The organism is Agromyces sp. MMS24-JH15 (assembly GCF_043518605.1).
GTDB lineage: Bacteria > Actinomycetota > Actinomycetes > Actinomycetales > Microbacteriaceae > Agromyces.
Genome location: NZ_CP171358.1, coordinates 1,098,424 through 1,119,310 on the forward strand (window position 1 = coordinate 1,098,424; position 20,887 = coordinate 1,119,310).

At 72.6% G+C, this 20,887-nt stretch carries 15 protein-coding genes; 11 read left to right on the forward strand and 4 right to left on the reverse strand.

Going from position 1 to position 20,887, the window contains the following annotated elements; all coding sequences use genetic code 11:
- Positions 1-45: 45 nt before the first annotated feature.
- The gene (locus ACDF64_RS05015; protein WP_394553777.1) at positions 46-444 is read right to left on the reverse strand and encodes a hypothetical protein; all 399 of its coding nucleotides are present in this window, start codon (positions 442-444) and stop codon (positions 46-48) included.
- A gap of 209 nt (positions 445-653) precedes the next feature.
- Here ACDF64_RS05015 and ACDF64_RS05020 point away from each other — a divergent pair, with 209 nt between their 5' ends.
- From ACDF64_RS05020 to ACDF64_RS05045, 6 genes are all read left to right on the forward strand, one after another.
- Positions 654-1,739, forward strand: a complete 1,086-nt coding sequence (locus ACDF64_RS05020; protein ID WP_394553779.1) for a DUF2278 family protein — start codon at positions 654-656, stop codon at positions 1,737-1,739.
- 130 nt (positions 1,740-1,869) lie between these two features.
- The gene (locus ACDF64_RS05025) at positions 1,870-5,130 is read left to right on the forward strand and encodes an alpha-mannosidase (RefSeq protein ID WP_394553780.1); all 3,261 of its coding nucleotides are present in this window, start codon (positions 1,870-1,872) and stop codon (positions 5,128-5,130) included.
- A gap of 158 nt (positions 5,131-5,288) precedes the next feature.
- A complete protein-coding gene (locus ACDF64_RS05030; RefSeq protein WP_394553782.1) occupies positions 5,289-6,653 on the forward strand; it encodes an MFS transporter in 1,365 nt (454 codons plus the stop codon).
- A 25-nt stretch (positions 6,654-6,678) separates the two neighbouring features.
- Complete coding sequence (locus ACDF64_RS05035) at positions 6,679-7,176, forward strand: gluconokinase (protein WP_394553784.1); 498 nt, start codon at positions 6,679-6,681, stop codon at positions 7,174-7,176.
- Positions 7,177-7,186: 10 nt separating this feature from the next.
- Positions 7,187-8,686 (forward strand): MFS transporter, encoded by a 1,500-nt coding sequence (locus tag ACDF64_RS05040; RefSeq protein ID WP_394553786.1) that lies wholly within the window; start codon positions 7,187-7,189, stop codon positions 8,684-8,686.
- Positions 8,687-9,004: 318 nt separating this feature from the next.
- Complete coding sequence (locus ACDF64_RS05045; RefSeq protein ID WP_394553787.1) at positions 9,005-10,345, forward strand: hypothetical protein; 1,341 nt, start codon at positions 9,005-9,007, stop codon at positions 10,343-10,345.
- A 31-nt stretch (positions 10,346-10,376) separates the two neighbouring features.
- On the opposite strand, the gene ACDF64_RS05050 is transcribed toward ACDF64_RS05045, so the two are convergent.
- Positions 10,377-11,132: a tol-pal system YbgF family protein gene (locus ACDF64_RS05050; protein WP_394553788.1), complete on the reverse strand. Its 756-nt coding sequence runs from the start codon at positions 11,130-11,132 to the stop codon at positions 10,377-10,379.
- Between the two features lie 259 nt (positions 11,133-11,391).
- Between ACDF64_RS05050 and ACDF64_RS05055 the strand changes: the two genes are divergently transcribed.
- Complete coding sequence (locus ACDF64_RS05055; RefSeq protein ID WP_394553789.1) at positions 11,392-12,558, forward strand: hypothetical protein; 1,167 nt, start codon at positions 11,392-11,394, stop codon at positions 12,556-12,558.
- Positions 12,559-12,671: 113 nt separating this feature from the next.
- On the forward strand, positions 12,672-14,744 hold the full coding sequence (locus tag ACDF64_RS05060) for an elongation factor G (RefSeq protein ID WP_394553791.1): 2,073 nt from the start codon (positions 12,672-12,674) through the stop codon (positions 14,742-14,744).
- 30 nt (positions 14,745-14,774) lie between these two features.
- Here ACDF64_RS05060 and ACDF64_RS05065 read toward each other — a convergent pair whose 3' ends face one another.
- Positions 14,775-16,697, reverse strand: coding sequence for an MDR family MFS transporter (locus ACDF64_RS05065; protein ID WP_394553793.1), 1,923 nt, complete (start codon positions 16,695-16,697; stop codon positions 14,775-14,777).
- A gap of 105 nt (positions 16,698-16,802) precedes the next feature.
- Between ACDF64_RS05065 and ACDF64_RS05070 the strand changes: the two genes are divergently transcribed.
- From ACDF64_RS05070 to ACDF64_RS05080, 3 genes are all read left to right on the forward strand, one after another.
- Positions 16,803-17,558, forward strand: coding sequence for an IclR family transcriptional regulator (locus ACDF64_RS05070; RefSeq protein WP_394553795.1), 756 nt, complete (start codon positions 16,803-16,805; stop codon positions 17,556-17,558).
- Between the two features lie 11 nt (positions 17,559-17,569).
- Positions 17,570-18,487: an oxidoreductase gene (locus tag ACDF64_RS05075; RefSeq protein ID WP_394553797.1), complete on the forward strand. Its 918-nt coding sequence runs from the start codon at positions 17,570-17,572 to the stop codon at positions 18,485-18,487.
- A 107-nt stretch (positions 18,488-18,594) separates the two neighbouring features.
- Positions 18,595-19,770 carry a 4-hydroxybenzoate 3-monooxygenase gene (locus ACDF64_RS05080; protein WP_394553798.1) on the forward strand — a complete coding sequence of 392 codons (1,176 nt, stop codon included), beginning with the start codon at positions 18,595-18,597 and terminating at the stop codon, positions 19,768-19,770.
- 43 nt (positions 19,771-19,813) lie between these two features.
- On the opposite strand, the gene ACDF64_RS05085 is transcribed toward ACDF64_RS05080, so the two are convergent.
- On the reverse strand, positions 19,814-20,887 hold the full coding sequence (locus ACDF64_RS05085) for a hypothetical protein (protein WP_394553800.1): 1,074 nt from the start codon (positions 20,885-20,887) through the stop codon (positions 19,814-19,816).

Here is a 20,887-nt window from a genome sequence, read left to right on the forward strand (position 1 = left end):
TCGGCGGCCGACGACGTTCAGGCCGACGACGGGCAGGCCGAGCGCTCAGACCAGCGTGCAGCCCGAGACCTCGAGGAGGAGCAGCGCCGCGACCACGAACGCGAGCCCGGTGTAGACGAGGTCCTCGATCCAGTCGATCAGGCCGGGCTTGCGCGGGAGCATCATCGTCGGGTTGTAGTAGAAGATCGACGCCGCGATCACGAGGACCGAGAACACGAGCCCCACCCACGCGGCGAACGGGATACCGAGGAACAGCAGCGCGATGACGATCGCGGCGATGACGTACAGCCAGAGTCCCTGCATGAACGCGCGCATCGAGTCGTAGCGCGACACTCCCGTCTTCGCGACCGCCCGCCAGAACTCGTAGGACACCGAGATGGCGAACGACACGACGAGGACCCATGCGGAGATGGATTCGAGCAGGGTCGGATGGGCGGCTTCCACGTGCGGGCTCCTCACTGGTCGCGTGGAGCGTCCCCACGGCTGGCATCACGCTAGTGCGCGGCCGCGCCCGGTCGGAAGGGGAACGCCCCGGGTGCTCGACCAGTGCTTCCCCTGATGCCGCGGGCCGGATCGCGGCGGAGCATCCGGATCAACGGATCGATCGCCCGTCGGGCAGGAGAACCCGGCGGCGAAGCAGAGGGGAGTCTGCGATGCCACTGAAGTCGTACGGAGTCCTTCGAGGGCGCGCCGTCGCGAAGCGACGCGAGCAACGCACGGACTCGAGCCCGCACTTCCAGATCCACCTCGCCGACGACGACGGCACGGACTACCGGATCGCGGTCAACGTGCTGTCGCAGCAGGCCCCGTCCGAGCTGCTGTTCGTCGTCGACGAGGACTTCCGGCACCCGCTGCTCGACCAGCTCCCGGATGCCTCCGGCTGGACGCCGCTGCGCTCGGCGCCCGGCACGGCGAGCCTGGACTTCATCCGCGGCAACCTGTTCGACCGCGCCGACGCCCGCCTCCTGCCGCCCGACGTCGACGGCCCCGACAACGATCTCGCCGACGTGTTCGACCACTACGTCGACCGGGCGATCGGCTCGGCGACGGTCGACGTGGTCGCGTTCGGCGAGCGGTGGGGTCCCGAGCAGGGCAGGCGCGACAAGATCTTCGGATTCGAGCCCGGCAACGGCGTCCACGACATCCACATGAACCAGGGCAACAGCGGCCGGTTCGCGGGCGACGACGGCGTCTGGCAGGACGGCGGCATCCTCTTCCACTTCGCCGACGAGGATCGCTGGGTCGCTCTCTTCCTCGCGTTCCAGAGCCAGGCCTGGCACACGGATGACGCGACCGGGCACACGCTCGCCGGAGCGGCGCCGGGAACCCCGGGAACGCCGGGAACGCCGGGCGGCGGGGCGACCCCCGTCGACGGAACGACGCCGGCTCCGGAACCCGCCCCCGGGACCGACGGCGACGGGCGCGTCCGCATCGTCGGCGCCCTTGTGAACCCGGTCGGGCCGGCACCGGAGGCGGAGACCGTCACGCTCCTGAACGCGACGCCCACGCCGATCGACCTCACGGGCTGGCAGCTCGCAGACCGGCAGAAGCATCGCGGGCCGCTGCCCGCCGGCGTGCTGCCCGCGGGCGTCGCCGCGGCCTTCGGCATGCCGCCCGGCGTGCAACTCGGGAACTCCGGCGGCGCGCTGACCCTGCTCGACGAACGCGGGCTGAAGGTCGACGGCGTCGCGTACACGGGCGACCAGGCACGGGCCGAGGGGTGGACGCTGGTGTTCTGAGCGCCGAGGGGGACGCACGCTCCGAACGGCCCCCGTTCGCGGCGACGCGTGACGCGCTCGCGCTGACCTAGACTCGCTCCGCGACGCCGCATTCGGCGATCGGGCCGTCGACGAGGACGCGGAGGACGCCATGCAGGGATTCCCCGCGTTCGTGTTCGGGCTGGCTGCCCGGCAGCCGACCGAGTACCGCCGGCTGCGGGACATCCGTCGCCGCATCTACACGCGCGTCGCGCCGCTGCACGCGGAGATCGTGCGCTCGCCCGAGCCGATCCCGTTCGCCGACCTCGACCGGTCGGCGTTCCGACCGCTGCGCGAGGGCGCCGCGTGGGGGCGCGTGTTCGACTGCGCCTGGCTGCGGATCACCGGGGAGGTCCCGGCGTCGCTGCGCGGAGATGCGGAGCAGGTCGGGGACACGTCGGCGGCGGGGCATCCGCTCGTCATGCTCGGGATCCGCGGCGAGGGCCTGGTCGTCGGTCCCGACGGGCGCGTGCTCGACTCGGTGAGCACGGTGTTCCAGCAGGGCGACCACCCGCACCCCGGCGGGCGGTTCCGGCCCGTCGCGGGCGTCGACGCCTCGGGCGACCGGGTCGAGTTCTACGCGGACGTCGCCTACAACGGCTGGATCCTGTACGAGGTCGGCCGCGCGGCGTACCACGGGGCGTTCCTCGCGACGCGCGACGACGACGCGTACGCCCTCTACTTCGACTACCTCGCGCTCGTTCTCCTGGCCGAGGCGACCGAGGATGCCGCGCTCGCCGCGGAGGTGCGTCGCGCGCTCGGCGCGGCCTGGGGTCGGTTCCGCGCCGGCGACGTGCGGGGCGCCCGCGCCGAGCTCGCGCCTGCGCTCGCTTCGCCGTCCGCATCGGACTTCACGTACGACGCGGTCGGCCACGGGCACCTCGACATGGCGTGGCTGTGGCCGCTGCGGGAGACGCGGCGGAAGGCGGCGCGGACCTACGTGCGCGCGCTCAACGCGATCGACCGCCGGCCCGACTACGTCTACGGCACGAGCCAGCCGCAGCAGATGCACTGGATGAAGCACGAGCAGCCCGAGCTCTTCGAGCGGATGCGCCGTGCCGTCGCCGCGGGCCGCATGGAGTTGCAGGGGTCGTTCTGGGTCGAGCCCGACACGAACATGCCGACGGGGGAGGCGCTGGTGCGGCAGGCGCTCGTGGGTCGGCGGTTCCTGCAGGACGAGTTCGGGCTGACCGACGAACAGCTCCGCCTCTGCTGGCTGCCCGACACGTTCGGGTACAGCGGCAACCTGCCGCAGATCCTGCGCGGTGCCGGGATGGACTGGTTCCAGACCATCAAGCTCGCGTGGAACAAGGTCAACGACTTCCCGCACCGGACCTTCCAGTGGCAGGGCATCGACGGATCCACCGTGCTCGTGCACATGCCGCCCGAGGGGGACTACAACAGCCGGGCCGGTGCGGATAACCTCCTCACCGGGTTACGGCAGTATCCCGAGCGCGACCTCGGCACGGCCCTGCTCGTCTACGGGTCGGGCGACGGCGGCGGGGGCCCGAACGAGATCCACCACGAGCTCCTCGACCGCGAGCGCGGGATCGACGGGCAGGGTCTGCGTGGACTCCCGCGCGTGCGGCTCTCGTCGGCGGGCGACTTCTTCCGGCGCCTCGAGCAGCGGGACATCCCGCACACGCACACGGGCGAGCTCTACCTCGAGACCCACCAGGGCACCTATACGACGCAGGCCCAGATCAAGCGGCGAAACCGGCTCGTCGAGCGCAAGCTCCACGACGCCGAGGCGCTCGCCGTGCTGACCGGCGACGACCACCGGCCGGTGCTCGAACCGCACTGGCGCGACGTGCTGCTCAACCAGTTCCACGACATCCTCCCCGGCTCCTCCATCGCGCGCGTCAACCGCGAGGCGATCGAGACGTACGAGCGGATCGAGCGCGCCCTCGACACGTACGCAGCCGGACTCGTCGCGCGGCTGCCGGGCGCGGATGCGTCGAACCCCGCTGGTCGAGGAGCGCCGACGGAGTCGACGCGTCTCGAGACCGAGTCGAGGGGTCTCGAGACGCGTCCTCGCTCCGCTCGGTCGCTCCTCGACCAACGGGGGGCGAGCACGCGCGGTCTCGAGACGCGTCCTCGCTCCGCTCGGTCGCTCCTCGACCAACGGGGGGCGAGCACGCGGGGTCTCGAGACGCGTCCTCGCTCCGCTCGGTCGCTCCTCGACCAGCGGGGGGCGGGGACGGAGACGCACCCCCCGCGCGCGGCGCTGAACCTCACGAGCTTCGCCCGCGACGAGGTCGTCCGCGTCGACGACCGGTGGTACCGGGCGCAGGTCGCGCCGTACGCGGCATCCGTGCTCGAACCGATCGTGGGCGAGGCATCCGGATTCGAGGTCGGCGACGACACCCTCTCGAACGGTGTCGTCACGCTCCGGTTCGGCGCCGACGGCGAGATCGCCTCGTTCCGCGATCGCGACGGCCGCGAGCACGCGGCCGCGGCCGGCGGCCTCAACCGGCTCGTCGTGCACCGCGACCCGTACGTCTGGCCGTTCAACGCCTGGGACATCGACCCGCGCTACGTCGAGCGCACTCCCCGGGTCCTCCGCATGCGCCACCTCGGGACCGTCGTCGACGGGCCGACCGTCGTGCGCACGCACGAGCACCGCTCGCGGTCGGTGACCGTGCGACAGCGGATCGTCCTGGAGGCCGGCAGCGACGTCGTGCGCTTCGAGACCGAGGTCGACTGGCACGAGCGGCACCGGATGCTCCGGGCCGAGTTCCGGCCCGCCCGGTTCGGCGACACCGTGCGCTGCGAGATCCAGTTCGGGCACCTCGAGCGCACGACGCTCGAACGCGACGCCGTCGAGCGCGCCCAGTTCGAGGTCGTCGCGCACAAGTGGATCGCGACCGAGGACGCCGACGGCGGGTTCGCCCTCCTCAACGACGGGAAGTACGGGCACCGCGCGAAGCACGGACTCCTCAGCCTCAACCTGCTGCGGGCGCCCACGTTCCCCGATCGCACCGCCGACCGGGGCATCCATCGCTTCACCTACGCGATCACGCCGTACGCGACCGGCGACCTGCGGAAGGCGATCCGCGAGGGCTACCGGCTCAACAACCCCCTGCGCCCGATCGTGGGTGCCGGGTTCGCGAGCGCGGCATCCGTCGACGAACCGGGCGTCGTGATCGAGACCGTGAAGCGCGCCGAGCACGGCGACGGCGTCGTGCTCCGCCTCTACGAGAGCCTCGGGCGCCCGACCACGACCGCGCTCCGCGTCGACCTGCCGGGCCTGCCCGACCCGGTCGCGACCGAGACCGACCTGCTCGAGCGCCCGACCGCGCCCGCCGACCTCGCGCGGCTCGCGTTCCGGCCCTTCGAGATCAAGACGATCCTGCTGGAGGAACGGCGATGAGCTGGGACGGATCGGACGGTGAAGGGCGGTCGCGGGGGGATGGTCTCGAGACGCGTCGCCTCCGGCGGCGCTCCTCGACCACCGAGGGTGCCGTGGGGCGGCGCTCCTCGACCACCGAGGGTGCCGTGGGGCGGCGCTCCTCGACCACCGAGGGTGCCGTGGGGCGGCGCTCCTCGACCACGGGCGCGGGGGAGGACCTCGACCCGCGCATCCAGGCCCGCGCCGTCGTCACCGCCGGGTTCGGCCAGAACTTCGTGCTCACGACGGTGTCGACGTTCATCCTCGTGTACCTGCTGCAGTACGCCGGGATCAGCACCGGCGGACTCGCGGTCGTCACCGCGATCATCGCGGTCTCGAAGTTCGTCGACGCCGTGCTGGACCCCGTCATGGGCGGCCTCGTCGACATGACGCACACGCGCTGGGGCAAGCTCCGGCCGTACATCCTGTTCTCGGCCGCGCCGGTCGCGCTGCTGTCGGGGCTCCTGTTCTCGGTGCCCGACACCGCCGAACCGGTGAAGCTCGTGTACTTCGGCGTCGCCTACGTGCTCTGGAGCCTCGCGTACACCGTCTGCGACGTGCCGTTCTGGGGGCTCATCGGCTCGGCGTTCCCCGACCCGGCGCGGCGCACGCGCGTGATCGGCAGCGTGCGCGCGTTCGGCTCGATCGCGCTCGGGCTCTCGACGCTCGGGATGCCGTGGCTCGCGCGGGCGCTCAGCTTCGACGCGGGCGCGGCGGATGCCTCCGCCTCCGGCGCCGGGACGACCGCCCTCGGGTGGTCGATCGCGGTGTTCACGACGTCGATCCTCGGCATGAGCGTGTTCCTGCTCGCGTTCTTCTTCACGCGCGAGCGTCGGACGACCGCGAAGTCCGAGGGGCTCTCGATGCGCCAGCTCGTGACGACGCTGCTGCAGAACCGCCCGCTGCTCGTGGTGCTGCTCGGATCGGTGCTCGGGTTCGGCCGGTTCATCGTGCAGGCCGGCGGCGCGGTGTTCGTCGTGATCGCCTACGGCGACGAGGGCACATTCACGCTCGTCGGCGCCGCGATCATCGTCGGCATGGTCGTCTCGTCGTTCACGACGCCGCTGCTGCTGCGTCGGCTCTCGTCGCGGACGCTCATGGTGTCCTCCTCGATCGTCGCCGCCGGGCTCTACGTCGGGATGTGGGCCGCCGGCTTCGCGAACCTGGTCGCGGTGCTCGTCTTCATCTTCCTGACGGGGCTCACGCTCGGGATCTTCCTCGTGACGCAGGCGACGATGATCGCCGACTCGGTCGACGACGCCGAGCGCCGACTCGGGGTCCGCAACGACGGCATCTCGTTCGCGACCCTCACGTTCGTGTCGAAGATCATGAACGCGCTCGCGGTGCTCGTCTTCGGCGCGTTCGTCGTGCTCGCGGGGTACGAGGCCGGCGTGACGGTGACGCCCGGGATGCAGGACACCGTGTTCGCCGCGCTCACGCTGGTCCCGGCGCTGAGCTGCCTGGTGTCGGCCGTGCCGTTCGCGTTCTACCGGCTTCGGGGGTGAGGCGGGCGCGGTAGCATCGCCGGTCGTGGGTGGTGCAGCGATCGTCGTGATGGGCGTCTCCGGGTCGGGCAAGTCGACCGTCGGGGCGGCGCTCGCCGAGGCCCTCGGGCTCGCGTTCGTCGACGGCGACGACCTGCACCCGCCCGCGAACGTCGCGAAGATGGCCGCGGGCGTGCCGCTCGACGACGACGACCGGGCGCCGTGGCTGCGCGCGGTCGGGCTCCGGCTCGCCGAGGGCGAGGTCGTCGTCGCCTGCTCGGCGCTGCGCGTGCGCTACCGCGATCGGCTCCGGGAGCTCGCGACCGGGACGAGGTTCGTGTTCCTCGACCTCGACCGGGACGAGCTCGCGCGCCGGCTCGGACAGCGCCCGGGCCACTTCATGCCCGCGTCGCTCCTGGACTCCCAGCTCGCCGCGCTCGAGCGACCGGATGCCTCGGAGGGCGTGCTCACGGTCCCCGGCGATCTCGCCGCGTCGGACGTGCACGCGCTCGTCGTCGCAGCGCTGGCCGACGGCCGGTGGTAGGAATGGGCGGGTGGGGGACACTGAACTTGCTGCGAAGCAGAAGCGGTACGCGCTCGGCGCGTTGATCGCGACCTGCGTCACCGCGCTGGTGGTGAACGCGAACACGTCGGCCGTGGCGATCCTGATCCCGGCGATCTCCGAGGACACCGGCATGTCGACCGACACGCTCCAGTGGGCGGTCACGGGGTACTCGCTCGTCGGCGCGGCCGTCATCGTCACGTCGGGATCGCTCGGCGACGTGTTCGGTCGCCGCCTGATCTTCCTCGGCGGCACGATCCTGTTCGTCCTGTCGTGCGTGCTCATCGCGCTCGCGCAGACGGGCGAGATGGTGATCGCGGGACGGTGCATCCAGGGCGCAGCCGGCGCGACCATCCTCGCCTGCGGCATGAGCCTGCTGTCGGCGGCGAACACCGGCAAGGAGCAGATGCGCGCGGTCACGCTGTGGGGCGCCGCGTCCGCGATCGGCGCCGCCGCCGGCCCGCTCGTCGGCGGCCTGCTCGCCTCGACGCTCGGCTGGCAGGGCCTGTTCTGGATCGACGCCGCGATCGCCGCCGCCTGCATCCCGATCACCCTGCTCGCGGTCGCCGAGTCGAACGACCCGTCGCGCCCGAAGTCGATCGACTTCGCCGGCACGGTGCTCATCGCGCTGATCCTCGCGCCGCTCATCTTCGCGCTGACGAACGGCAGCACGTGGGGCTGGGCGTCGATCCAGACGCTCGGATGCCTCGCCGTCACGGTCCTCGCGACGATCGGCTTCGTGCTCGTCGAGCGGCGGGTGACGGCGCCGCTGCTCGACCTCGCGCTGTTGAGGAACAAGGTCCTGGTGGGAGCGACCCTGTCGATCCTCCTCGGATCGGGCACGGTGAACGCGATCATGTACATCGTCAGCCTGTACTTCCAGGACCCGAACACGCTCGGGATGGACTCGTTCCAGGCCGGGCTCGCCACCCTGCCGGTCGCGGCCGCCGCGGTCGTGCTCGCCCCGCTCATCACGCCGATCGTGGGCCGCATCGGCGCGCGCACGACGATCGCGCTCGGGTTCATCATCATGTCGGTCTCGTTCGCCGCGCTCGCGTTCGTGCAGGCGTCGTGGACGTACGCGCTGTTCGTGCTGCCGCTCGTCGGCGTCGCGGCCGGCATGAGCTTGCAGAACGGTCCCTGTTCGTCGATCTCGACGTCGTGCGTCGAGCCCCGCGAGGTCGGCGCGGCCTCCGGGATCTCGAACATGGCGCGGTACGTGGGCGCCGCAGTGATGACCGCGATCGTGGCATCCGTCTACTCGTCGGTGAACGCGAGCCAGCTCGCGGGCGGTGCCGAGGCCGGCGAGGCGCTCGCGCAGGCGTTCTCGTGGTCGTCGATCTCGATGGGCATCTGGTGCGTGCTCGGGATCGCGCTCGCGGCGCTCGTCGCGCGCCACGTGGTGCAGAAGCCGAACGAGCTCGACTACGCGAACGCCGCGGCGTCGACCTCGCACACGATCCCGACGCCGGTCCCGTCGCAGCGGGCCTGAGCCGGGGTCTGCTCCTCCCCCTGCGCGGAGCGAGCCACCCACCGCTGGTCGAGTAGCGCCCGAGCGCAGCGAGGACGCGTATCGAGACCATCTCACGCTGGTCTCGATACGCGTCGCCTTCGGCGGCGCTACTCGACCACCGGGGGTCGTCGCCTCCGGCGGCGCTCCTCCTCCGCCGGGAACCGATGCCGGAAGCACCGTGAAAGCCCCTCACCGGTCGGGGGTGTTCGGGCGCAGGCTTGGGGTTCGCCGGTGCCCGGCGACGGAGCGACCCGGAGCCCCGCCCCCAGGGTCATCCCTCGTGGAAGGAGGCACGGCATGTCCTCACTCGGACCGGACCCGGTCCCGATGACGCAGACGGTGCGGGAGCCGCGCGTGGACCTCAGCGCGCAGATCCCGTGGAAGGACGACTTCAGCTCGATCCTCGGCTTCGGGCCGATGCCGTTCACGAAGATCATCGCGACGCACCAGCTCGTCGACGAGGCGAACCGCGCGCCCGTGCCGCGGCGCGACGGCCTGACCTACGTCGAGCAACTGCTGCGATCGAAGGTCGAGGGTCGCGCGCAGGCGCAGCTCGACCGACGCGTCAGCGGGCAGATCGAACGCGAGATGCGGCACGTCAAGTCGCGCCATGCCCGCATCAACTCGCTCACGCGCGAGCTCGAGGAGCTCAGCACGCATCCCGTGAAGGGCGCGCACGGCGAGGCGCTGCAGTACGCCGAAGCCGTCGAGACGCACGACGCGCTCGTCGACCGGATCCGCCGCGAGACCGAGCTCGGCTCGAAACGACACCTCGCGCGGCGCGGCAAGAAGGGCATCGAGGTCATTGCGCTCGTGATCGACTTCCCGGTCTTCCTGCTCGCGATGCTCGCGCTGTTCAACGTGAACGTCCGACTCATCGCGGCCGGCGACCTCGGCTCGATCGTGCTCGGCGTGACCGCCCTGCTCTTCGCCCTGCTCGGCACGATCCTCTACGCGCTCACGATGCGCCAGCTCGGCCGGCGGCACCGGGTCTACAAGAGCGACGAGGGATACCTCGACCCGCCGCCGCGCGCCAAGCACCGCGTCGTGCTCGAGATCTGGGCGATGGTGCTCATCACCGCCGCGATCGCGGTCGTGATGAGCGTCCGCATCATCACCGACGGCGTCGAGGCCGAGGCGCCGATGGCGCTCGTGATCGCGATCGCGCTCCTCTTCTCGGGCCTCATCGCGGTGAGCGGCTACCTCAACTGGAACGCCGAGTTCTCCGACGGATCGGACGAGACCGACCGGCTCGAGCACCTCGCGGACGAACTGCGGGCCCGCGAACGTCGTCGGACGAAGCTCCTCGAACAGCGCACGAGCGCGATCGAGGACGCGGGAGTCCGGCTCGCCGCACTCGACCGCATGATCGCCCGCGCGGGCCAGGACGCGGAGGACCAGGTCGTGCGATCGAGCTGCGACCGGGCCATCCGCCTCGCCCGCAGCTATCACGGCCTCATCGGCGACGCCGACCTGATGCCGCCGCCGCGGCTGGACCGCAGCCGACTCGAGCTCGCCGCACGCCAGTCGATCGCGCTCACCACGCACGAGCAGCACTTCGAGGTCGCGTACGCCGGGCGTCGCCGAGACCGGGCCGAACTCGACCGAGCCGAACTCGACCGGGCCGAACTCGAGTAGCGCCGGCGGCAGCCTCGCGCCGGCCGCGCCGTCAGCCGGTCAGCTCGTCGGCGTCGACCCGGTCACTGACGACGTCGTGGCCGCCGCGCGCGCCGTCGAGCTTCGCCGCGCGCTCCCACCACGCCTTGGCCGTCGCCTGGTCGCCACGCTCGTCGGCGATGGCGCCGAGCCGGAGCATCGCGCCCGCGTGCCCCTCGCGCGCGGCGCGCTCGAGCCACCGGGCGGCTGCACCCCGCTTCCCGCGCTCCTGCGCGAGCACGCCGAGCCGGTACATGGCCTCGGGGCCTGCGGCCGCCTCGGGTTCCTCGAGCATCGCGGCGAGCTTCTCGGCCCGTCGCCGCCGTGCCGCCTCCTGCTGGATCCGCCCCTGCTCGACGGCGGCCTCGGCGCGGAGCGCCGCGAGTTCCTCGAGCAGCGCCCGGAACGAGCCGGATGCCCCGCTGCCGGGCGGCGCCGTCGGGGCGTACCGGTGCACGACGACCGCGAGCGCCTCGCGCTCGATCGGATGCGACGGCACGCTCGGCCCGGGGTGCGCACGCGTCCACGACGTGTACTTCGCGCTCTCCCGCGCCTTCTGCCGGAGCACGTCGCGCCGTCCGCGCCCGTCGGTCGGGAAGTACGACTCGCGCAGCATCTCGGCCGCCGGGTCGCCTTCCGCGGGCAGGCGGGTCCGCACCTCCGCGCGCACCTCGCGCGCGAACGCCGCGCGGACCATCCCGCCGCGCGTGCGCGCCGCCTCGATCCACTCGCGGTACACCCGCGCAAGCTCGTCCTTGTCAGCGGTCACGCGCCTCACCCCCCTGCGCGGACCGCGAACGGCCCGCGAGCGTCGCTGCGGCCGTCCGGCGGGACCCCCCAGCCCCGATGGCGGACAACCGATCCGGGGAGCGTACCAGTCGAGGCTATGGAACGGCATCGAATCCGCCGCGCGCCCAGACCGTGAAAGACCCTCGCGCGCGGCGGGTGTTCGGGGTGAGGGTGAAGCTGGACCGGTCCATCCGGCCGGCCGGTGGTCGTCGCGGCGCAACGCGACGCGGGGGAGGGCGATGGGCGGGACATCCACGCGGCCGGCCGTCGCGCGCATCGTCGCGGCCGCCGGGGTCGTGCTCGCCGCCGGTGCGCTCGCCGGATGCGCCGACGTGCGCTCGCCCGAGGCGCTGACGATCGCCGTCACGGCGACGAGCGCCGAGCCCCGGCCCTCGCTCGCGGCCGTCGAGGACCTCGTCGCCGACCACGCGGCCGCGTCGCTCCTGCCCGGCGACGGGATGGTCCGCCTCGTCGTGCAGGGCGACCCGGAGGTGCACGAGGTCGACCTCACGCCCATGCGCGGCGACGACGTCGAGGCGGACTTCGCGCGGATCGACGAGAAGGTCGCCGAGAACCTCGCCGTGCTCGAGGACGACCTCGCGGGCGCGGCCGCGGCGACCGACGGCAACGACGTGCTCGGCGTGCTCGACCGCGCGCTCGAGGCGACGCCCGAGGGCGGCCGGGTCATCCTCATGGGGTCCGGCCTCTCGACCGTCGACCCGGTCGACCTCACGAAGGCGGGCGCGTGGATCCAGGATCCCGAGGCGTTCGCCGCGACCGTCGACGCCGCGAACCTGCCCGATGCGGCGGGCAAGCACGTCACGTTCGCCGGGCTCGGCTACGCGGTGCCCGCCGGCCCGCAGCGCACCGCCGGCCCCGCCTCGCGCGACGCGCTCACCGCCCTGTGGGGCGCCCTGTGCGAGGCGAGCGGCGCCGCGTCGTGCGACTTCGTCGACGGGCAGCCGGCCGCATCCGCGCCCGCGGCGACCAACGTCGTGCCGATCGTCGAACTCGACCAACTCGAGACGGCCTGCATCGGCGGCGCCACGATCGACGGGAACGTGAGCTTCGGCGGCGACAGCGCCGAACTCACGCCCGCGGGCGTCGCGGCGATCGCGCCCATCGCGCAGAGCCTCAAGACCTGCACCGCCGGCCAGGTCGTGCACGGCGTCGGCCACGCCGCCGAGGTGCCCGGCTCGGACGACGGCGTCGAACTGTCGCTCGCCCGCTGCGAGGCGGTGTTCGCCGAGCTCCGCCGCGCCGGCGTGCCCGAGGAGGTGCTCGGCGACTGCGTCGGCCTGGGCTCGCGCGAGGGCCAGATCGTCGACAACACCCCCGACGGCGTGTTCGACGAGGCGCTCGCGAAGCTCAACCGGGTCGTCGAGCTCACCGTCGAGCAGGGATGACCCGAGCCGAACCCTGCGAGCGACGCGGGGCGTGACATCCGACTCGCCCTTGGCAGCGGCGACCGCGCGGGGCACGATGGAACCCACGGATCCGCACCGGCGCGGGAGGCCCCATGGACCAGGCAGCACCCCAGACCCACCGGACCGCAGCGCTCATCGGCGCCGCGGGCTCCGGCAAGACCAGCCTCGTCGAGGCGATCCTGCACCGGGCCGGGGTCATCCCGAGGCTCGGGAGCGTCGAGCAGGGCTCGACCGTATCCGACCACGAGCCCGAGGAGATCGCGCGCGGCGCGAGCCTCACGCTCGCGCTCGCCGCGGTCGACTGGACCTGCGAGGACGGGACGACGCACGCGCTCACGCTCGCGGACACGCCGGGGCATCCGGACTTCGTGGGCGCCGTCGACACCGCGCTCGCCGTCGCCGACGTCGCGCTGCTCGTGGTCAGCGCGGTCGACGGCGTCGTCGCCGGAACGCGCGTGGCGGCCGCCGCCGCGCGCGACGCGGGCGTGCCCGTGATCGCGGTCGTCACGCAGGAGGACCGGGCGCGCGCCGACTTCCGGCACGTCGTCGCCGAGCTCCGCGAGGTGCTCGGCGACATCGTGTGGCCCATCGAACTGCCGCTCGGCGAGGAGCACGCCTTCCACGGCGTCGCCGACGTGCTCGCCGAGCGCGCGCACGACTACGACGCATCCGGCCGCCACTCGACCGGCGACCTGCCGCCCGACGCCGTCGCGGAGGAGCACGAGGCGCACGTCGCCGTGACCGAGGACATCGTCTCGCACGACGACGCGCAACTCGAGGCGTACCTCGAGGGCGACGAACCCGCGGCCGCCGACCTCGAGCGCACGCTCGCGCGCGAGGTCGCCGCGGGCGAGGCCGTGCCGGTCGTGGTCTGCTCGGGCGTTTCCGGCACGGGCGTCGACCGCGTGCTCGACCTCGTGTGCGCGCTCGCGCCCGCGGCGGGGGTGCGCGACGCGCGGATCGTGGTCGGCGGCGCGGACGGCGTCGGCGGCACCGAGGTCGCGGTCGCGTGCGAGGCGTCGGGCGAGAAGCTCGTGCACGTCTTCCGCACCGTCGCCGACCCGTTCGTCGGCCAGGTGTCGATGCTCAAGGTGCTCTCGGGCGTGCTCCGCCCGGGCGACCGGCTCCGCAACGCCGAGACCGGGCAGGAGGAGCGCCTCGCGGGGCTGTTCCGCCTCCGCGGCGCCGAGCACCTGCAGGCCGGATCGCTCCGCGCGGGCGAGGTCGGGGCGGTCGCCAAGCTGCAGGGCACGCCGACCGACTCCCTGCTCTGGTCGCGGCCGAGCGGCGTCGCGCGGCCGGCCCCGCTGCCCGAGCGGCATCCGGTGTACTCCGTGAGCCTCGAACCGGTCTCGCAGTCCGACGACGCCAAGCTGTCGTCCGCGCTCACCCGGCTCGCGGCCGAGGACCCCACGCTCGTCGTCGAACGCACCGGGAGCGACACGATCCTCCGCGGCCTCGGCGAGACGCACGTCGCGGTCGCGGTCGAGCGGATGGCCCGCGTGCTGGGCGTGCACGTGACCACCGGGCCCGCACCCGTCGCCTACCGCGAGACGATCGCGGGCAGCGCGACCGCCGAGGGCAAGCTGAAGAAGCAGTCCGGCGGGCACGGGCAGTTCGCGGTCGTGCAGGTGCGCGTCTCGCCGCTGTCACCCGGCGAGGGCTTCGAGTTCGTGAACGCGGTCGTGGGCGGTGCGGTGCCGAAGTCGTACGTCCCCGCCGTCGAGAAGGGCGCGCGCGACGCGCTCGCGGCGGGCGGGCCGAGCGGGCACCCCGTCGTCGACGTCAAGGTCGAGCTGTTCGACGGCAAGGCGCACTCGGTGGACTCGTCCGAGATGGCGTTCCGCACCGCGGGCTCGCTCGCGGTGAAGGCCGCGCTCGCCGACGCGGGGACCGTCGTGCTCGAGCCCGTGTCGGCCGTCACGGTCACGGTGCCCGCCGACCTGCAGGGCGCCGTGCTCACCGACCTCTCGGGCCGGCGGGCGCGCGTGAACGCGACCGAGACCGCCGAAGACGGGCGCGCGCGCGTCCACGCGAACGTGCCCGAGGCCGAGCTCGCGCGCTACGTGCTCGACCTGCGCTCGCTCACGGCCGGGCAGGCCGAGCTCGAGATCACGCCGGACCGGTACGAGCGGATGCCCCGCGCGGCCGCTGCGCACGGCTGAGCGCGAGGGCGGGTCGGACCGGCAGCTCGCTCAGCTCCGGTCGTGGATGCTCGGGTCCCCGCCCGGCTCCACCATCGCGCCGAACTCCTCGGCCGCGAGCGTCGCGATCGATCCGGTGTCCGCGCGCTCCCCGTCGTCGGCCGAGTCGGTCCCCGCGGCCGCCGCGGCCCGCTCGTCGGCGGCCTCCTGCATCGCGGACTTCGCGCGCAGCGGCGGCGTGCGGAAGAACAGCGAGAGCACGAACGCGATGAGCACGACCACGAGCGCGATCCAGTACACGCGGACGGATGCCTCGTTGAAGCCGACGAGGAACGGCTTCGTGAGGCGCGGGTCGGCGTCGACGAGGAACGAGCTGTCGTCGAGCGCGGCGCCGGACGCCTCCGATCCGTCGCCGGACCCGTCCGAGGCATCCTCGAACGCCTGCTGCAACGTCGGCACGGCCTGCTCGACGACCTGCGCTCGCGCGTCCGCGTTCGAGAGGTCGACGCCGGGCGGGAGCGCCTCGACGATCGGCGTGACGATCGGCGTGTAGATCGTCTCCATGATCGCCTGGTTCTCGGGAGCCTCGGCGACGGCCGGATCGAGCGCGGCGTCGAGTGCGCTCGTCAAGGTCTCCTCGTCGGACAGCGACGTCGACACGAACTGCGGCACGAGCGTGAACAGCAGCGACAGCAGCACCGCGGTGCCCATCGTGCCGCCGATCTGGCGGAAGAACGTCGAGGCGCTCGTCGCGACGCCCATGTCGCGCAGCCCGACCGAGTTCTGGCTCGCGATCGTGAGGGTCTGCATGAGCTGGCCGAGGCCGAGGCCGATGAGGAGCATGCCGCCGGCGATGTGCCAGTACGACGAGTCGTACTCGAGGAACGTGAGCTCGAGGAATCCGAGCGACAGGAGCGCCGTGCCGAGGATCGGGAAGATCCGGTACCGGCCGGTCCGCGCGATGATCTGGCCGCTGCCGATCGAGGCGACCATGAGGCCGAGGATCATCGGCAGCATCTGGAATCCGCTCTCGGTCGGCGTCGACCCGAACACGAGCTGCAGGTAGAGCGGGATGGTCAGCATCGCGCCGAACATGCCGAAGCCGATGAACACGCCGATGACGGTCGCCATCGAGAACGTCGCCGAGCGGAACAGCTTGAGCGGGATGATCGCGTCGTCGCCCATGATCCGCTCGACGATGACGAACGCGATGATCCCGAGCACGCCGATGACGTAGCAGGCGATCGCCGCCGGGCTCGACCAGCCCCATTCGCGGCCCTCCTCGGCGACGAGCAGGAGCGGGACCAGGCCGATGACGACGAGGGCCGCGCCCCACCAGTCGATCCGGACGTGGTGCGACGGGTGCTTCGGCAGGTGCAGGAACCGCAGCACGATCGCGAGCGCCACGAGGCCGATCGGGACGTTGATGAGGAACACCCAGCGCCAACCCGTGATCCCGAGGATCTCGTCGGCGCCCGCGAACAGGCCGCCGATGAGCGGGCCGATCACGCTCGAGATGCCGAACACCGCGAGGAAGTAACCCTGGTACCTGGCCCGCTCGCGCGGCGCGAGCATGTCGCCCATGATCGCGAGCGGCATCGACATCAGGCCGCCCGCGCCGAGGCCCTGGATCGCGCGGAACGCGGCGAGCTGCGTCATCGTCTGCGAGAACGACGCCAGCAGCGAGCCGACGATGAAGATCACGATCGCGATGATGAACAGCGGGCGGCGCCCGAAGATGTCGGACAGCTTGCCGTAGAGGGGCGTCGAGATCGTCGAGACGATGAGGTACGCGGTGGTCACCCAGGCCTGCTGGCTGAGGCCGTGGAGGTCGTCGCCGATCGTTCGGATGGATGTGCCGACGACCGTCTGGTCGAGGGCCGAGAGGAACATCCCCGCCATGAGTCCGAAGATCACGAAGAGGATCTGCCGGTGGGTCATGAGCGGCGTCGACGCCGGTTCGGGGTTCGCCATGGTCGCGATGCTAGTCCCCGCGTGTGTCGGCGGGATCTCGGGCGTCCGGCGTCGTTCCCGGCATCCGACGTCGGTTCCAGAGGGTCGTTTCCATAGGATGGAACGATGCCACGCCGGGGGGACGACGACCGCAGCGTCGCGGAGAAGCTCTTCGCGATCGCCGACGCGTTCGAGCGCGGCGACGAGCTGACGCTGAGCGAGATCGCCGCGCGCGCCGCGCTGCCGCTGTCGACCGCGCACCGGCTCGTCGGCGAATGGCTCGCGTGGGGCGGGCTGGTCCGCGCCGACGACGGCACGTACCGCGTGGGCATCAAGCTGTGGCGGCTCTCGGTCCGCCAGCCCTCGTCGCGGCGACTCCGCACGGCCGCGAAGCCGTACCTCGACGACCTGTTCGACGCGACCGGCGAGCACGTACACCTCGCGGTGCGCGACGGGCTCGGCGTGGTCTACCTCGAACGGCTGTCGGGCCCCGACGCCGTGCGGACCATCACGGACGTCGGCTCGCGGCTGCCGCTGCACGCGACCGGCGTCGGCCAGGCGCTCCTGGCGTTCGCGCCGCCCGGCGTCTTCGAGGACGTCGTCTCGGCCGGCCTGAAGCGCTACCTCCCGGGCACCATCGTCGAGGAAGATGCACTGCGCGCCCGCATGGCCGAGGTGCGGCGCACGGGCCTCGCGACCTCGGTCGAGGCCATGACCAAGGGCGCGTTCTCGGTCGCGGCACCGGTTCGGGATGCCTCGGGCGACGTCGTCGCGGCGGTCTCGATCATCGCGCACGTCGAGCGGCGGACCGAGCCGCAGTTCGCGCTCGGCGTCCGGATCGCCGGGCGCGGCATCTCGGCCGCGTTGGGGTGGCGGGGGTAGCAAAGGAAGCCATGGCCTACACGCGCGATTCGATCCCCGACCTGCACGGCCGGGTCGCCGTCGTCACCGGCGCCAACGGCGGCCTCGGACTCGAGACCGCCTCGGCCCTCGTGGCGAAGGGTGCGCACGTCGTCCTGGCCGTGCGCGACCAGGGGAAGGCCGCCGCCGCGGTCGCGCGACTCCGCGACGAGACGCCGGATGCCGCGCTCGAGGTCGTCGCGCTCGACCTCGGATCCCAGGCCTCCGTCCGCCGCGCCGCGGCGGAGATCGCCGAACGGCACCCCGCGATCGACCTCCTCGTGAACAACGCGGGCGTCATGGCGATGCCCGAGGGGCGCACCGAGGACGGCTTCGAGACGCAGCTCGGGGTCGATCACCTCGGGCACTGGACCTTCACCGCGCTCCTGCTCCCGTCGCTGCTCGCTGCCCCCGCCGCCCGGGTTGTGACGGTGACCTCGACCGCGCATCACTTCGGCCGGGCGATCGACCTCGGGAACCCCTACCTGGAGGGCCGGTACGGCGCCTGGCGGGCGTACGGCAACGCGAAGCTCGCGAACTACCACTTCGGGCTCGGGCTGCACGAGCGGTTCGCGCGGGCGGGCGTTCGGGCGCAGAGCCTGATCGCGCACCCGGGGCTCTCCCACAGCGACCTGCAGCTGCGCACGGTCCGCGAGGGCGGCGGCGGGCGGATGGCGCCGTTCTTCGCCCGTGCGGCCGCGTCGACCGGCATGGCGCCGCCCGAGGGCGCGTTGCCGCAACTGCGCGCCGCGACCGACCCCGCGGCGAAGGGCGGCGAGCTCTACGGGCCGCGATGGATCAACACGGGGCGGCCCGTGCGGCTCCCGCTGCTGCGGCCCGGCCGGGAGCGCGCGATCGAGCGGCTCTGGGCGTTCTCCGAGCGCGAGACGGGCGTCGCGATCGAGCTCTGAACTCCACGCGTCCGGCTGGCCGACTTCCATCCAATGGAATCGAGGATGCGCCGTCGCCGAGGCGCGCGCACCATGGAACCACCCCACATCGACGTGAACGGAGTCCCGTGCGAACCAAGGTCGCCATCATCGGCGCAGGCCCCGCAGGGCTCCTGCTCGGTCACATCCTGCAGCGGGCGGGCATCGGCTTCACGATCCTCGAGCGGACCTCGCGCGAGCACCTGCTCGGTCGGATCCGGGCGGGCGTGCTCGAGCAGGGGTCGGTCGACGTGCTCGGCGAACTCGGCCTCGACGCCGACCTGCGCGAGCGCGGCCTCACGCACCACGGCATCCACCTCCAGCACGAGGGGCAGCGGCACCACGTCGACTTCGTCGATCTCGTCGGCCGCACGGTCACGATCTACGGCCAGCAGGCGCTCGTGCGCCACCTGCTCGCCGAGCACGACCGGATCGGCAGCGACATCCGCTTCGAGGTCGCCGACGTGGAGTTGCACGGCCTCGACGGCTCGAGCCCGCACGTGTCGTTCACCGACGGCGGCACGGCCGGCGTCCTGGACTGCGACGTCGTCGTCGGCGCCGACGGGTACCACGGGCCGTCGCGCCCCGCTGTCCCGGGACTGCGCGCCTTCGAGCGCGAGTACCCGTTCGGCTGGCTCGGGATCCTCGCGGATGTCCCGCCCTCGACCGACGACCTCATCTACGCCCTGCATCCCGACGGCTTCGCGATGCACTCGATGCGTTCGCTCGAGGTCTCGCGGCTGTACCTCCAGGTCGATCGCGACGAGTCGATCGACGACTGGTCGGACGCACGCATCTGGGATGCCCTGCAGACCCGCCTCGGCAGCGACGGCTGGACGCTCCACGAGGGCGCGATCACCGAGAAGTCGATCACCCCGATGCGCTCGTTCGTCGTCTCGACCATGTCGCACGGCCGGCTGTTCCTGGCCGGCGACGCCGGGCACATCGTCCCGCCGACCGGCGCGAAGGGCCTGAACTCGGCGATCGCCGACGTCACCCTGCTCGGGCGCGCACTCGTGCGGAGCATCCGCGACGGCGACGAAGCCGGACTCGACGGCTACAGTGACGCAGCCCTCGCGCGCCAGTGGAAGGTGCAGCAGTTCTCGCAGTGGATGACCGACATGCTCCACGTGCACCGCGAGGCACCGGATGCCTCGGCCCGCGACTTCCGCTATCGGAGCCAGGTCGGCCAGCTCGAGTACCTGTTCGGCTCGCGCCATGCGCAGGAGTCCCTCGCCGAGCAGTACGCGGGCCTCCCGTTCTGACCGGTCTCGGGTCGCTCGATCGCGCGGCTGACGGGGTCGCCGCTCAGAGTCCCCAGTACATGTAGGGGAATGTCGTCGTGACTCCGCCGATACTCGCGACCGCCCTGACAGTGAGGTAGGGGAGCGGTCCCGGCCCCACAGGGCACGTCCTCGGGATCGCCACCGATCCGGACGGTCCTCCGCCCGACACGATCGGGATGAACCCGCTCGTCGCTTGGACCGGCGAGTCCGTCAGCGCGTAGGACATGTCGACGGTGTTGCCCTCGCGGGCGGTCCAGCTCATGACCAGTTCGACGACCTGTCCGGTCGGGAACTCGCCGCAGTTCGGTGACGGCCCCGGCGACAGCCAGACTGCGGGTTCCGGTGCCGGCCAGCCAGGGGATGCGTTGCCCGCGCCGGCCCCGCCTCCAGCGTCGCGACCGGACCAGCCGCCCTCCGCCTCGGCCCGAGCTCGTTGCTCGGCGGCCGCGGCAGCATCGGCAGCGGCCTGACCGGCTGCATGCGATGCGACCACCGCGTCCCGGAGGGCCTTCAGCCGGTCGAGGGCGGCGACCACGTCGTCGGCTGCCCGGAGGTCGGCGATCGCCGTGATGAGCGCCGCACTCGCCGTCGCGTCGGCGAGCGGGCTCGCGGCGATCAGGGCGTCGGCCTGTCCGTCGGCGCTCTCAGCGAGGGCATCCAGGGCGTCGGCGACGGCGTCGACCGCCGCGGTGAGCTCGCCCCGGTCGCCCGACGCGATGGCCAGCGCGAGGTTCACGCGAGCCGCTTCGAAGGCGGCGGCGGCATCCGGGCTCACCACCGCGCCGAGCGAGGCGCTGAAGCCGGCGAGTCGGGCGTTGACGTCGGCGGCATCACCTTTCGCCGCAGCCAAGGACTCGGCTGCCGCAGCCTCGGCGGCGGTCTCCACGGCGAGCTCACGGGCCCGCGCCGCGTCGTGCCGATCGATGCTCGCCAGGGCGACCGGGACGGCGACCAGCCCGCCGACGATGGCCGCACCACCGACAGCGAGGAGGATCCGGACGGTGCGCCGGTCGGGGCGGCTGCGTCTCGACGTGGGTACGGGCTCGGCGGACGGCTCTGGATGCACGGCACGTATTCTCCCCCACGGCCGCGGCAT